Genomic DNA, 13,385 nt, shown 5'->3' with positions numbered 1-13,385 from the left:
TATCTTATGAGCTTCTGTATCCGGAAGTAGTTAATGGATAATGTTAATTCTTGCCTTTAGTTAATGTGTATAACTGATACACTGTATTTTCCCGACACTAAAATCGCCAAAGGACAGGAAGTGATCTATTCTGACCGATCATAAAGATGATAATAACGTGTAATTTTGAAAAGTAAACAGTTGCCTGCAGTTTCTGTCGTAAGATATGCCTCTTTCCGGTAACGGATCAGTACTTGTAAAAGGAGGTTAAGAGCAATTTGGTGATAGATAAAGGATCTTCATCCGCTTGTAAGGAAGAAGCCTTGCTGTCGGGAAAAATAAAATTTAACATCCCGGATGAAAGCTTCAAATGCTGTACGGACGGACTTTTTATCTTGCTGATTGTTCGAAATGAATTAATAATGAACAAAAAAGTTTTTTACTTGTCCCGCAAAATAAATTAAGGTGAAAAAATTGCTGTCCCATATTTGCCTGCAATGCTTGAAAAAATGAGCTTAAATCAAATGTTTACAGGAGGTGAACAACTATAAAGTGTAGCATAATCGTTAAACCGAATGTTTATCAGCTTAAAGGCTGAGAGAGCAGCATAAGCTACAGGATAGCTGTGGCCTGCCGCCTGTAGAATAAGGTGGTATATTACGGGTAATGTAGCAGCCCTGATCATACATGTTGTGCAGACACAACATCAGGATAGCTATGTAAAAGAAACAGGATACTGTACTGAAGCTGTATTGCTAGTCGTATTATCCGGTTATATTAAGGATTATAATACCTCAAAGGTAGAGGTTAGTAGTTTTGAGTAATATAGGTCCGATAGCTGTTGAAACAGGAAAAAGTTACAGCTTATTCCTTTAATTTTTGATATTGTCTTTCTAAAGGGGGGTGTGAAAAGTTAGTCTTGATACGCTGACTTTATGAATAGGTGAAATTTTGTAAGCAGAATAAAAAGTAATTGCGGATGTGTAAATTGTACATAAATCATAAAAGATTTACGAGCCGGAAAGAAAAAATGCAGTGTAGAAAAGTCTGATTTTAATTGTCTTTAAAAGTCAGATATTATACACTGCAGAGTTTATTTGTAGCGTGTAAGGAAATACACTATACTGAAGATCTATTACAGTTTATACACAAATGAGATCGAAAACTTATTAGGTCCGAAGTAGTTATAACTTTCTCTACGGAGTTTGCCACTATTTTTTTCTTTTTTATAGACATCATGATTCATATTGGCATATCCTATACCCAGTGACGCCTCTGCTCCGATCTTGTCAGTGATGGTCATCTGATATCCTCCGGCCAGTCCTACACCGAACAGTTGTCCCTGATAATAATTGTCTTTCAATGAGTTGCTCAGCGATATATACCCTACATTGTAGTAGGCATAATTGAGGTTGGCTCCGGCAAAGAATCCGTTGAAAGCCTCTCCCTGCATCCACATTCTAAACTCAGGTTGAAGTGCAATGTGACGAAGTTTGGTGTTTCCTGCATACTTTTTCAAAGAATTATAGGATACTGATGTGTGTACGGTCATTGGAAAATCATAATTCGCATTGACCACCGTTTCAGCTGCTGCGTTAATATTGCCAATAGCCAACCCTGCTACATTTGTCTTAAATACCCAGCCACTGTTGCTGCTATTGTATCTGCTACGCGAAGATTGCGCAAACAGGGTCTTGCAGTTTATAATCAGGCTGAATAAAATAAGAAGTGCTACTTTCGCTTTCATATATGGACGATAATTATGTATTACATGTATATAGAATGAATCAGCACGCTGTCTCTGTTCCGATAAACTCTTTATCGAAGAACTGAAGCGATCTGATTTCTTGTACTAAATTAAAGTATTGCAAATATTAGGAATGCAAAAGGAAGATATTGTTCCGATTGATTTTAAAATTGATTGAAAAGATCAATTTTTTTGTTTTAAGTTTTGAGGATGTCAGATGTAGTTGTTTTACAATGTATTGGTTGGTTTTTTATTCTCCAAATGACGATGTATTTATCTTCTGAAAGTCGGTAAGAAAGCTTTTAAATGATAGAATATGTTCGAAAAACACATTCTATAGCACAAATGTTTTTAGAGGGAAAGGTGATAGAGTTTTGTGATATTGTCATGGAATACAGTCGCAAATGTTAAGTTGAGCTGCAGTGCTCAATATCTGGTTTTATAGTCAACCTCTCTATTGATACATCGGGATCTCTCCTCTGGAAGGAGGGAGGAAGGGCTTTGCCAGGGAATTCTTTTTATTCTATAAAGCTTCAGCCGCTGCTGCGTCTGTTGGTGTCCGCACCAACAGTATTAGCCAAATCACTTTCTGAGTCAGTATCAACCTACCGGATGGAGCAATAAACTTCTCTCCGGATAAACCGGATCATATCCTGAAAAAGAAAGATGAACAGGCTTCCGTATCAGGGACAGTGTTTTTTAAAGTTTCCCCTGCTGTTGTAGTTCTGCCAGTACAGTTTCTATCTGCTCGAATGTAGCATCTTTACAGATTACTTTCTTATTCTCGTCCAGCAGGTACAACGATGGGAGTGCACGCAGGTCATATAACTGTAGTGTGTGTAGCTTATCATTATAACCGTTTATCCAGTCCGCAGGGAGTGATAGGATGTAATCCGACCAGGTGTTTTTAGTGGGTTCGGTACATATGGCCAATATACTAAGCCCTTGCCGCACAGTTTTTAATTGCTTTAATATATTACTTTGTTTCATTTTTGCTGTAGTGTCTTTACAGTACGGACAGTCAGGATTATAAAAATACAGAAGTGTATAGTTACTTTTTATAGCAGACAGAAAAGTTTTTTTTGACTGTGCGGTCATGTATGTAAAGTCTTCGGCAGTCTGATTTATTCTGTTTTTGGAAATTATATTTAGTTGATACCTGGTTCTCACCAGATAAATGTCTTCTATGTTCGGAAATGTCAGTTTATACTCCAGGAATATAGCGTACAACTCATCATTTCTTAATGGAGAAAGAGGGTCGTAAAGATAATTTTCTAAAAGATCCCCGACTTGTATAAGAAGGGGAACTGACGTTATTTTTCTATTTAAAAATCTGGTCATTGTTTCTTTTGCCAATTCAGGTTGGAATGTGTGGAGCAGGAGTAGATAGTCGGCCAGAGATTCTTTAAAAGCGGGAAGCCCGACCGCTGAAAGACTATCTGATAGCGGTATATTATCCCAATAATGTTCAGCAAGATAATGCTTATGTTCTTGTCCGTGAATAGAAGCAGTAAGGCTGTCAATATTTTTGTCGTGTAGATTACTTTGCTCCCTGTATGGGGATTGACAAGCAACAATAAATGCTGTACTGAATAGTATCAAAACCAGATTTTTCATATTTGTCTTTTTTTACTATAGATTAGGACGGGTATCTGCAGTCCATTTGAGCTTTGCATATTCGGTATTAAGGTAGGAGAATCGTGTCTGCGGGATATAACTTGTGATTCCGCTATGTGTACGAATGGTAAAGCCTCCCTGTCCCAATAAAAATTGAGGTGTAGAAGCTTTATAAATAACTATTTTGTTTAAAACGGATCGAAGGGCTGCCTGACTTTCTGTGGGTGTACGTCTGCTGAAATAATCCGCAAAGTCGAAGAAAAGTCTGTAATTTGCATATCTGTCAAAATACTGTACAAGCGGTAATTCAGATTCTTGTAGCGGTTTTGTCGCATTTATACGTACCCATGTCGCCAATTCGGGTAAAGGGCGGACATCTATCAGTGAGATAGTGGCCGAGCGGTAATCACCGGATTGACTGTTGTAGTAACTGAAAATTTGTTTGGAAAGCCCCTCTAAATCAGCTTCTTCTGAATAAAGGTAGGGAAGTAACTTAGGATATATAGGGGTAAATCCCGGAGAAAGTATTTCTGCTGAGGAGGCTACGATATATCGTGTTTTGTCTTTAAGTTCATATATAACTTCAATCCCTGTCATGAAACAGGATTCGAAGATTATAAAATCAAAGCTATTATCCGGAAGTGCTGATGCAAAATCGCGTAGTTCAAGATCATTTTCACTATTCTGGAGCAATGTTCTGGGTTTGATAAGTGTACCTTGTGGCAGCCAGCCGGAAGCATGAGAGAAAAGGATCAGACCGTAGCTTTGAGCAGGAGCGGTTTGTTTGACCTCAGCCAGTACCTGTGAAAATACTGTTGCATCTGCTGCATTCTGTTTCTCATATGTTTTGAGTACTTTCTCTATTCCTTTCCCTGATGGATCAGCTATGATTTCCAATAGCCGTGGTGTAGCATCACGGACAGCCTGATAGATCAGGAGGCGTCCCATACCGGATTTGTATCCTTGTTTTAAGGATTCTATCTTTTCATAGGTCTCATTCTGGAGGTTGTTGTTGCCTCCCATGTACACAATAACGGTGCGGGATACAGGAGGTTTTGGCACAATATCCACCTTTTCTTTACCACAACTCCAAAGTAGCAGGAAGTATAATAAAAGGAAGTAAACATTCAATCTTTTCATATTTTTTAGCTTTTGATTAAGGTAATACTGCGGATTATACCAGTCTGTTAGAAATCTGGAATATAAAACACCTCGTACAGGCTTTTTTGGAAGGGGAATCAGGCAACAGTAGCATTAGCCTGTATGAGGATCAATTCTTTTTCTTTAGCATACTGTCTCGGAGAAATACCATAATATCTTTTAAAAATTTTGGAAAAATGCCCCAGATTCGTATAGCCGACCTCCATACCTGCCATAGATACACTCATCCCTTCCAGGATCATTCTTGCAGATTTTTCCATGCGTGCATCCAGATAAAACTGGGAGTAATTTTTACCGAAAACCCGGATAAAGGATTGAATAAATTTTGTCTTGCTCATATTGTGCTCGCTTGCGAGTGTCTCTAAAGCAGGCCAGGGTCTGTGCAACTGCCGGAGTAATCTGTCTTTTAGAATTGAAAACGGTTCGGTTCCTTGTGATATCTCTTTTTTTAAGGCATACTCACGTATGTTTATCTTTTTAAAAAAGTGAGCAAGCAGAGTTAATGTAGTTCCATGTGTATGGAGTTTGAAAGCATGTGGAGGAAATGTCAGATCTAAAATTTCACAAGCCAGATTATAATCAACCAGATCCATATTTAATATTCCCTTTACACATTTGTTATTCCTGAACTGATTCAGAATGCTGGAATCTACAAGGTCTCTTTCGGTGATATTGGTATTGATCCAACGTCTGTCTACAATGAGAAGAAGCAATTTGATATGGTCTCCTTGTTGTATCCTTGTCTCTAGCCCTGTGCCGGAGGAAGAATAATAGACAGCCTCAGAAAAATTCAACCAGGAAGCCTTTTTGCTGCTGTTTGTCTTGTCCGCATATATGGGATCTTCACTCATATTGAAATGTATAATGAGTTCTTCATTTTTGGGATCAGGTCTTCGATTCAGTTTTAAATTAGTGTGAAATATACAGTCTGCTCTCAAGAGACTGAGGCCGTCACCAAAAGTAGCCAGTTCAAACATTCCTTCTCCTACAGCAGGGTGTAGGATGAGTTTGTTCTCCCGGATTTCATTTTCATATCCTGTTATTTTGCTGAGCGTATCAGAGAAGTTTCTTAGCCATCGCTCATCCGTTGTCAGATAATAATCTAAATTTAACTTCATGACAATTACGTGTTTATCTTATGTACAAAGTTACAGTACGACGATTGCTCAGGAGGCTAAAATAAGCTAATTAACTATTAGATTAAGACTAAATAAAATTTAAGACTGAGGCTTGATTTCTTCATATATGTGCCGTATACTATCATTAAGATATCAGGATATAAAGTTTCTTTCCTGATTATTGGCCATATGTTTGTACTTACTAGGCTCTATATGGAATACTTGTTTAAATGTCTTGGCAAAATGACTGAGATTAGAGAATCCTACCTTTTGGCCAACCTCCGATATAGCTTCACCTATTTGTAAAAATTCAGCTGCCTTTTGCATTCTGATATCCATCATCAGATTATGATAGCTTTTACCATATATACTCTTGAATAGTGTTATAAATTTGGTACGGCTCATCATGCACTTGCGTGCTATCAGACTGATGGTTGGCCATGTAATGTTTGGTTTTTTTTCCAGATTTCCGACTGCACGCATGATTCTGGATACGTCCGAAAAATCTGCATATGACTTAATATTTTCGTTTTGTACATGTCTGGAAATAAAAAGAGAAAGCAGTTGGAGTACCTTGCCTTTTGTCCGCAGACGCATACCGGCGCTTTGATCCATTTCTTCAAGCAGGTGGAATGCAAGTGACATCTCTTCCATAGTAAGATTGACCATTCCCTGCATGGATTTGTTCTGAAGAAATCCTTGTATTACATCCTCACCTATATCAGTATTATAGTTTAATTGTTTATTGACCAGCCATGAGCGGTGTATGATAATGGTAACCCATTTTGCCCATTTGTCTTCAGGAAGTTCCATTTCCACACCTTTACCACTACTGGAATAAAAAATAGCTTCTTCCCAGTCAACGCCTACATCTACTTGTCTTCCATTTTCTTTTTTAATCATGAATGAGGCCTCACTGAGATTGAAATGTATGTACAGATGTGCATTCGAGCGCGTTACATTACGTAAGAATTTCACCGGATTCTTGAATCTTACATTTCCTTTGAATAAGGCCAGACCTGTACTGAGTTCTACCATAGACATACATCCTTTCCCTACAGATTCAGGAAGTTGAATACGGTTATCTTTTAAAGGGATTGCTTCATTGTATGTCTTTGATATTGCTTTAGCCAGATCACTTAGACAATCCATCTCACTATTCAGGTATACACTGATTTCAGGTATGATTTTTCTGTTTTCTGTTCGCGGATTTAAGCCCAGATACTTTGTGATCAGCATTTCATCCCTTTCAGGATGGCTTTTTAAGCCGAGAGAAGTACTCTCACCCAGACATTTGACTCTCAATTGTCCTTCTTTGTCTTGCAATATCATGAAGAAACCTGCACTCTCTACTCTGGTTCCGTTAGCCATACTGGCATGATTGAATTCTACAGGAAAAAGAACCGGGTTCCCATCGATAATAATATATTTCTTTATTTTCATAACTTTCTACACATTAATATCTTGTTGATTAATACAAAGTTATCTCACAAAATTGCTGAAAGAGGATAAAATAGGGTATTAAACTACTACATTAAGGTAGAAATGAGGTTATTCTATAGGTTTTATAAAATTTTCACCTGGAAGAAGGTTAAATTTTTTTCTGTAAGCTGCCGCAAAATATCCGGATTGGCTATATCCGAGTTCCAGAGCAACCTCTTTAATAGATCTGAACATACCTCCATTAAGAAGTTCTTTAGCTAACAGTAACTTTTCATTAAGGAAAAATTGTTGAGGGGTATCTTTCATGATCTTCTTAAAGAGTGTTTTATATTTGGATGTAGACATTCCTGCAATTTCAGCCAGTTTCTGAATGCCTGGAAAATCCATCTGAAGATCATTTGTCATATAGGATATACTTTTATCCATGTTTTCTAAATCCTGCTGGGGTAGTTTGTAAAGCTTATCATCATATAAACGTATGCGTCTGACTAAATTGCTGAAAATCTGTAAAGAAGCTCCTTTTAGAAGAAGTTCAAAAGCCGGATCATCAAAGGATCTGTTTTTCAATTCGTTTAGCAACACCTGTGTTGCGCTCTCCATATGCTGATAGTAAGAAAGAACTTTTTTTGACTTGTCAAAGATGACTTCCACGGCCTCTGTAGGCTTGCAGTCTGACAACATAGAATGCAGCAATGATTTAGCTATGAATAGCCGGAGGTAGAAATTTCTTTCTCCAACAGCCGGAATAAAGGTACTTTCCACTTTACCGTCTGTAAATCCCATTCCGAATTTGGAAGAATAACCAACCTGGTGGTCTGTGCCGTCGATGATATGTTGATTATAATGATCACTGATATCATAATAGACTACATACATATCCTCTTTTGTAGGTGTGCGTGTAACTTTGATAGGTACAGTATAAATAAGGTCCACTAATTGTACAGAGAATCCTGACGTGATCTCCAGAAAAATTGTGCCGCCTGTCCCATGTTGTAGTGGCAATGTACTGCGCTTGTTATCTACAACTTCAGTGTCAAATGCGTGAGCAACCTGATACATCCAGTCAGGACTCAGACTGTAGGAGTGTTTGATATGTCTCATTACATGTGTGTTAAATAATCCTTTGGAGGGATACCATACAATTTTTTAAACTGATCAGCAAAGTATGATGCGTTAGTAAAATTATAATGTGCGGTTACCTCACCTATCGTATGTTGTCCGGTTTCCAGCATTTGTTTTGCAAATGCGAGCTTATTCTGAAGGAAAAATGCATTCGGGGACAAGCTTGTTATTTTTCGGAATAAAGTTTTATACTTTGTTTCGGACATCATTGCTCTTCCTGCCAATTCTTTAATTCCCGGAAAAGCGGATTCAATATGTGCGATCAGGAAGGATTGCGAATCTATAATAGAAACCAGATCTTCTTTGACTATTTTTTCTAAAAGTATTTCCTGATTTATCACCTGATCCAGATAGTCACTCAACAGATTATACACGGTGCTTTTAACAATAATATCATACAAGGGATCTTCCTGATTTGTATTTCTCAATTCATTTATCAGCCACCAGGCTTTATTGCTGGTGCGACCGTAGCGTAGAAAAGTGTTTTTTTCGGAATCAAACATGGTATTAAGAATATCCCTGAATTGAGGGAGTCCTGAAAAAATTCTCCTTAACTCCTTTTTATCTATATGAATATCTATACTATAGGTTGAACTATCTTCTTTTACAACATAGTCTGCATCCAGACTGCTGTCATATAATGCTACATTATATTCCCATCGACCAACCGGATTGGAAACATTATCAAGAATGTGAAAAGCATCGCCTTCTGTAAAATCAAAGTGAAGGGTTACAAAATTATTCCTTGTGTTACGCAGGTGAAAAGTAATGGATTGATTGAAAACACCATCTATAATAAATGTGGAAATAACATCACTTACTTTTAAAAAATAGCATGTTCCTGCTAGCACTTCTGCTGGTATTTTTAGAAAAGAGCCTTCTACTTCCCCTCCCATTTTTTGAGCAAGGGAATAGATCCAATACGGATCAACACCGTTTTCATGTGTGATTTCCATTTTACTATATGTTGATTTTCATAGGTTATAAGACTATTCAAACAACATAAAGTAACAAAAATAGTTTGTATTTAATTTGATACAAATAAAATTTCGATAAATTATAAAATAAATTTTTACTGTTCGATTAGTATTATTCGAAATAATTAACAATAGTCTTTGACTCATTTACCTGTATTAGTGGTTTTGAGGAAATATAATACATTAAGGGCATATCAGGAGAGGTGTTCAGACAGGGGATATATTGGACGATGGTATTCGGCTTAAGTACTTTTGTTTTACTTTAATGATTTAGGAGACTGTTTCGTCTCCACTGTTTGGATAATGAGGAAACAAATTGGTGCGGTATTCCTTTGGAAGTAATCCATAATGCTTTTTGAATTGTTCAGACAGGTAAGAATGACTTGAATAATTCATTTTTTTTGCTATTTCTGCAATAGTAGAGCTTTCCAATTCGATTATCTTTCTGGTAAGCTCAAGTTTATTTTTGATAAAAAAACTGTTTGGACTGAAACCTGTTATCTTGCGGAATAAGTGTTTGAATTTGGATTCGGACATATACGCTATGGAAGCGAGTTTTTTAATGCCTGGAAAATTTTTGTCCAGTCGTTTGATTATATATTCCTGAGTAATAAGTATTCTTCTGATATCGCTGTCTTCCAGATCGGCATACGTGTTTTTTATATTAGAGATTTCATAAATAAATATTCCCAAAATAGCATACATGCCGCCAATCAGGAAATAATCAAAACTCACAGAATTGGGGCATAAATATCTGAATTCATTGATGATTTTCCATGCCTCAGGATTCACTCTGCCTGTTTTTATAGGTGTATTCTCTATATTGTAAATACAATTGCTACATGAAGGATATTTTGCTATTGTGGTATTTGCAAGTTTATTTAAAGCTTCTTTTCGAACAAAAAGAATTAAAATACAATTTTCAGATCCTGCTTCAATGATAAACTGGTATCTATCAGAACTATCTAATACAACAAATCCATAATTGCATTCATATGTGCTATCTCTACTAATGGCCAACATTCTTCCTGTACCATAACCAAATACAATAAAGAAGAAATCAGCTTGTCCGTTCTCCGGTGACTGAAAGCAAATAGATTTGTGGTATTTACCATTGGAGTACCATACTGAAAAATCTCTATCAACGCTCAGTACATAATTAGTTCCCACAAAAATATCTTCAGGAATTTCAATAAAATTACCATTGATCCGCCCGTTTAGTTTGATAGCCAGTTCTTCTTTCCAATTTGTCTTGACACTAAAACTACATTTTACATTTAACATATCGAATTTTGTTTAAGATTGAAAAATCAGGAAGATTTTTTTCTGATTAAAACGCTGCCTGGTAAGACTCCGAATTTACTTCTGTATACAGCAGAGAAATAGCTGGATTTGCTGTATCCTAGTTCGTATGCGATTTCTAAGACTGAATTATAATCTCCACTGATCAGCAGACGTTTTGCCAGGAATAATTTCTCGGTCATAAAAAAGTTGTTTGGCGTATCGTTGAATACCCGCCTGAAAGCCAGCTTATATTTTGATTCTGACATTCCGGCCATTCGGGCTAAATTACTCACTCCCGGAAATTTCACCCACAATTGTGTTAAAATGTATTCCTGAGTAGCTAAAATACCTTTAATCTCTACCTCAGACAATTTGAAAGAAGGGTAGCTGATCTTGCTGAATCCTTCGATGAGCAAACCAAACAGGCGATAGGAAGTACTTCTGAAAAAAAGCTCAAAAGAGGGGTCTTTGTATGATTTTTTTTTGAGTTGATTCAGTAATAACCTACTGCGACTATCAATATGACCATAAAATAATAATGTATTACGTTCGGGATCAAAATAGACGTTTTTATTATTCTTTTGTATATGATTCTTAAATAGCTTGATTAGCAGTTTTTTACTTATCAATAAGCATAAAGAATACACCCGTTCCTCCAAAATAGGTATATAGCTGCTTTCTACCGATGAATCAACTATGCCCATGTCGAAAGGAGAATTGAGGCCAACCATATGACCTACTCCATTTACAATGTGAGTACTTATACTTTCACTCAAATCATAATACACAAACACCAAATCATCTTCCTTTGCTTTTCTGCTGAAGAATATAGGTTGATGAACAATCATATCTCTCAACATCACAGACAAACCGGGCATTAATTCTATAAAATATATCCTGCCTTCAGCAATCTCACCAGAAAAGAGAATTATCTTGTTGTCGATTAGTCGGGTGCCAATCTGATCACTAAACTGTTGCAGCCATTGGGGTGTAAGTGTATATGTAATATTTAATAATAATTTTTTCATATACGCTATACCGATAATAAGTTTGCAATTACTGATGGCAGTCGTTGCATTTACAAATTTCAATTAACTAAAAACAGTAAAAGGAAAGGAAAGGACATTTAAATAACACAATAAGACATTTGCTTATATTAGTCTTATAGTGGTAATTAATTAACTTATTGTGGTGTTTAGTTCTATTTGTGAATATTTCTCAGATAAATTTTATTGGAAAAATAAATTTTATCTAAAATTAAATTTGCCACTGAGAATTTGATGATTTTTTTTAAATTGAAATCTTGTTTTTGCAATTTTTTTGACGAGTGCAAGTGTGTTGCTTGTACATTATAAGTAGGTAAGATGTAGTAGAGCTATAGGTATGGATTATCAGTCTTTCTCCCGATACATCGGGATCTCTCCTCGGAAAGTAGAGATGAAGGGTTGTGCAAAGGAATTCGTTTTATTCAAAGAAACTTCAGTCGCCGCTGCGCCTTTTGATTCCCTGCCAGAAGTAAAGTGAATTAAAAAAACAAAACCCTGACGATGGGCGCCAGGGTTCGTTACTAACCAATTATAAACCTAAATTATGAAAAGACATTTTAATAGTTGTTCTGAAAACAACGGATAATTCTGAATTATCTTCTGCAAAGATACGTATTAAACAGGGATTGTTCCAAATAATTTCATCATAAAGTTGTGTTAACAACTATTTCTTGACATAAATTTGATAGTCTGTCCAGAATGGATAATAAAATGTCCTTATCAATCTCTTTTGTAGGTACGGCATTCTGATTTTTAATTTTTACTTTTGATAGAAAGGATTGAAATATGGTTTTACAGGAATTGGCTAGATTAAAAGCTATCGTTATAGATGTGGATGGTGTATTGACGGATGGTACAGTACAGGTTGATGAACATGGGGAACAACTTCGCACTTTTAACGTAAAGGATGGTTATGCTATGCATCTGGCTATGTCAAAAGGATTACAGATTATTGTGATCTCAGGAGGCAGGAATGCAGGTGTACAAAGACGTTTGGAGGGATTGGGTATACAGGAAATCCATTTGGGTGTAGCGGATAAGCTGACCCTGCTACAGGATATTACGCAACGGTTTCGCATTGAGTTGCCGGATGTGATGTTTATCGGGGATGATATGCCGGATTACAAATGCATGAAGGCTGTAGGTGTAGCTGCCTGTCCGGCCGATGCAGTGGAAGAAATAAAACAGATCTCTCATTATGTCTCCGGTCTCGGCGGGGGTAAGGGAGTGGTTCGTGAACTGATCGAAAAAACGCTCAAACTGCAGGATAAATGGTACGATGATATGAATGTGAAAAGTGTATAATCCATGCTTGAAAATTTAAAGAATATACCTGTGATTCTGGGATCTCAATCTCCCAGAAGAAAAGAATTACTGGCCGGAATGGGAGTTGATTTTGATGTTGTTGTAAAAGAAACGGATGAATTCTTTGACCCGGATCTGCTGCCGGAGCAGATTGTAGCTTCTATTGCAGAAAAGAAAGCGGCTGCATTTAGAAATGCTGAATATGAGCATCATCTGCTTATAACTGCAGATACTATTGTGGTCGCTCAAAATACAATTCTTGGCAAACCTCAGGATCGGGATGACGCTTTTCGTATGCTGTCTATGCTTTCTGATTATACGCATCAGGTGATGACGGCTGTGTCTGTATTGTGGAAAGGGGAGCTACGTACTTTTGTGGAACGTACGGATGTGGTCTTTCCTGAGCTTTCGACTGATGAGATCAACTATTATCTCGAACATTATAAGCCTTATGACAAGGCCGGAGCATACGGTATTCAGGAATGGATGGGTATAGTGGCTATTGATCAGATAAAAGGATCCTATACGAATGTGGTGGGGCTTCCGACCGCAAGGTTGTATCAGGAGTTAAAGAATATTAAATAAA

11 protein-coding genes are annotated in these 13,385 nt (G+C 36.9%); 2 read left to right on the top strand and 9 right to left on the bottom strand.

Features of this window, described 5'->3' with window-relative positions:
- Positions 1–1,114: 1,114 nt before the first annotated feature.
- The 9 genes from I6J03_RS05060 to I6J03_RS05020 all read right to left on the bottom strand — a co-directional run bounded on the left by I6J03_RS05060 (position 1,115) and on the right by I6J03_RS05020 (position 11,476).
- Positions 1,115–1,726, bottom strand: coding sequence for a DUF3575 domain-containing protein (locus tag I6J03_RS05060; RefSeq protein WP_003012276.1), 612 nt, complete (start codon positions 1,724–1,726; stop codon positions 1,115–1,117).
- Between the two features lie 699 nt (positions 1,727–2,425).
- Positions 2,426–3,343, bottom strand: coding sequence for a DUF5106 domain-containing protein (locus I6J03_RS05055; RefSeq protein WP_003012280.1), 918 nt, complete (start codon positions 3,341–3,343; stop codon positions 2,426–2,428).
- 15 nt (positions 3,344–3,358) lie between these two features.
- Complete coding sequence (locus I6J03_RS05050) at positions 3,359–4,483, bottom strand: clostripain-related cysteine peptidase (protein ID WP_003012282.1); 1,125 nt, start codon at positions 4,481–4,483, stop codon at positions 3,359–3,361.
- A 98-nt stretch (positions 4,484–4,581) separates the two neighbouring features.
- A complete protein-coding gene (locus I6J03_RS05045) occupies positions 4,582–5,622 on the bottom strand; it encodes a helix-turn-helix domain-containing protein (RefSeq protein WP_003012283.1) in 1,041 nt (346 codons plus the stop codon).
- 153 nt (positions 5,623–5,775) lie between these two features.
- Positions 5,776–7,065 carry a helix-turn-helix transcriptional regulator gene (locus I6J03_RS05040; RefSeq protein ID WP_003012285.1) on the bottom strand — a complete coding sequence of 430 codons (1,290 nt, stop codon included), beginning with the start codon at positions 7,063–7,065 and terminating at the stop codon, positions 5,776–5,778.
- Between the two features lie 108 nt (positions 7,066–7,173).
- Positions 7,174–8,166, bottom strand: a complete 993-nt coding sequence (locus I6J03_RS05035) for a helix-turn-helix transcriptional regulator (RefSeq protein WP_003012287.1) — start codon at positions 8,164–8,166, stop codon at positions 7,174–7,176.
- Complete coding sequence (locus I6J03_RS05030; RefSeq protein ID WP_003012289.1) at positions 8,166–9,143, bottom strand: helix-turn-helix transcriptional regulator; 978 nt, start codon at positions 9,141–9,143, stop codon at positions 8,166–8,168. The genes I6J03_RS05035 and I6J03_RS05030 overlap by 1 nt, the downstream gene beginning before the upstream one ends.
- Positions 9,144–9,434: 291 nt before the next feature.
- A complete protein-coding gene (locus I6J03_RS05025; RefSeq protein ID WP_003012291.1) occupies positions 9,435–10,448 on the bottom strand; it encodes a helix-turn-helix domain-containing protein in 1,014 nt (337 codons plus the stop codon).
- Positions 10,449–10,474: 26 nt separating this feature from the next.
- Positions 10,475–11,476, bottom strand: coding sequence for a helix-turn-helix transcriptional regulator (locus I6J03_RS05020; protein ID WP_003012294.1), 1,002 nt, complete (start codon positions 11,474–11,476; stop codon positions 10,475–10,477).
- Between the two features lie 804 nt (positions 11,477–12,280).
- Here I6J03_RS05020 and I6J03_RS05015 point away from each other — a divergent pair.
- Together I6J03_RS05015 and I6J03_RS05010 are read left to right on the top strand one after the other, a co-directional pair.
- A complete protein-coding gene (locus I6J03_RS05015; RefSeq protein WP_003012297.1) occupies positions 12,281–12,799 on the top strand; it encodes a KdsC family phosphatase in 519 nt (172 codons plus the stop codon).
- A 3-nt stretch (positions 12,800–12,802) separates the two neighbouring features.
- Complete coding sequence (locus I6J03_RS05010; RefSeq protein WP_201694184.1) at positions 12,803–13,384, top strand: Maf family protein; 582 nt, start codon at positions 12,803–12,805, stop codon at positions 13,382–13,384.
- Position 13,385 lies beyond the last annotated feature (1 nt).

Origin of the sequence: Sphingobacterium spiritivorum (assembly GCF_016724845.1) — a bacterium.
GTDB classification, from domain to species: domain Bacteria; phylum Bacteroidota; class Bacteroidia; order Sphingobacteriales; family Sphingobacteriaceae; genus Sphingobacterium; species Sphingobacterium spiritivorum_A.
This window is presented reverse-complemented; position numbering and strand designations above follow the sequence as displayed.

Coding starts and splice junctions, on each gene's coding strand:
- I6J03_RS05055 (WP_003012280.1), bottom strand. CDS start 3,343: ATGAAAAATCTGGTTTTGATACTATTCAGTACAGCATTTATTGTTGCT.
- I6J03_RS05020 (WP_003012294.1), bottom strand. CDS start 11,476: ATGAAAAAATTATTATTAAATATTACATATACACTTACACCCCAATGG.
- I6J03_RS05060 (WP_003012276.1), bottom strand. CDS start 1,726: ATGAAAGCGAAAGTAGCACTTCTTATTTTATTCAGCCTGATTATAAAC.
- I6J03_RS05030 (WP_003012289.1), bottom strand. CDS start 9,143: ATGGAAATCACACATGAAAACGGTGTTGATCCGTATTGGATCTATTCC.
- I6J03_RS05035 (WP_003012287.1), bottom strand. CDS start 8,166: ATGAGACATATCAAACACTCCTACAGTCTGAGTCCTGACTGGATGTAT.
- I6J03_RS05025 (WP_003012291.1), bottom strand. CDS start 10,448: ATGTTAAATGTAAAATGTAGTTTTAGTGTCAAGACAAATTGGAAAGAA.
- I6J03_RS05045 (WP_003012283.1), bottom strand. CDS start 5,622: ATGAAGTTAAATTTAGATTATTATCTGACAACGGATGAGCGATGGCTA.
- I6J03_RS05015 (WP_003012297.1), top strand. CDS start 12,281: ATGGTTTTACAGGAATTGGCTAGATTAAAAGCTATCGTTATAGATGTG.
- I6J03_RS05050 (WP_003012282.1), bottom strand. CDS start 4,483: ATGAAAAGATTGAATGTTTACTTCCTTTTATTATACTTCCTGCTACTT.
- I6J03_RS05040 (WP_003012285.1), bottom strand. CDS start 7,065: ATGAAAATAAAGAAATATATTATTATCGATGGGAACCCGGTTCTTTTT.
- I6J03_RS05010 (WP_201694184.1), top strand. CDS start 12,803: ATGCTTGAAAATTTAAAGAATATACCTGTGATTCTGGGATCTCAATCT.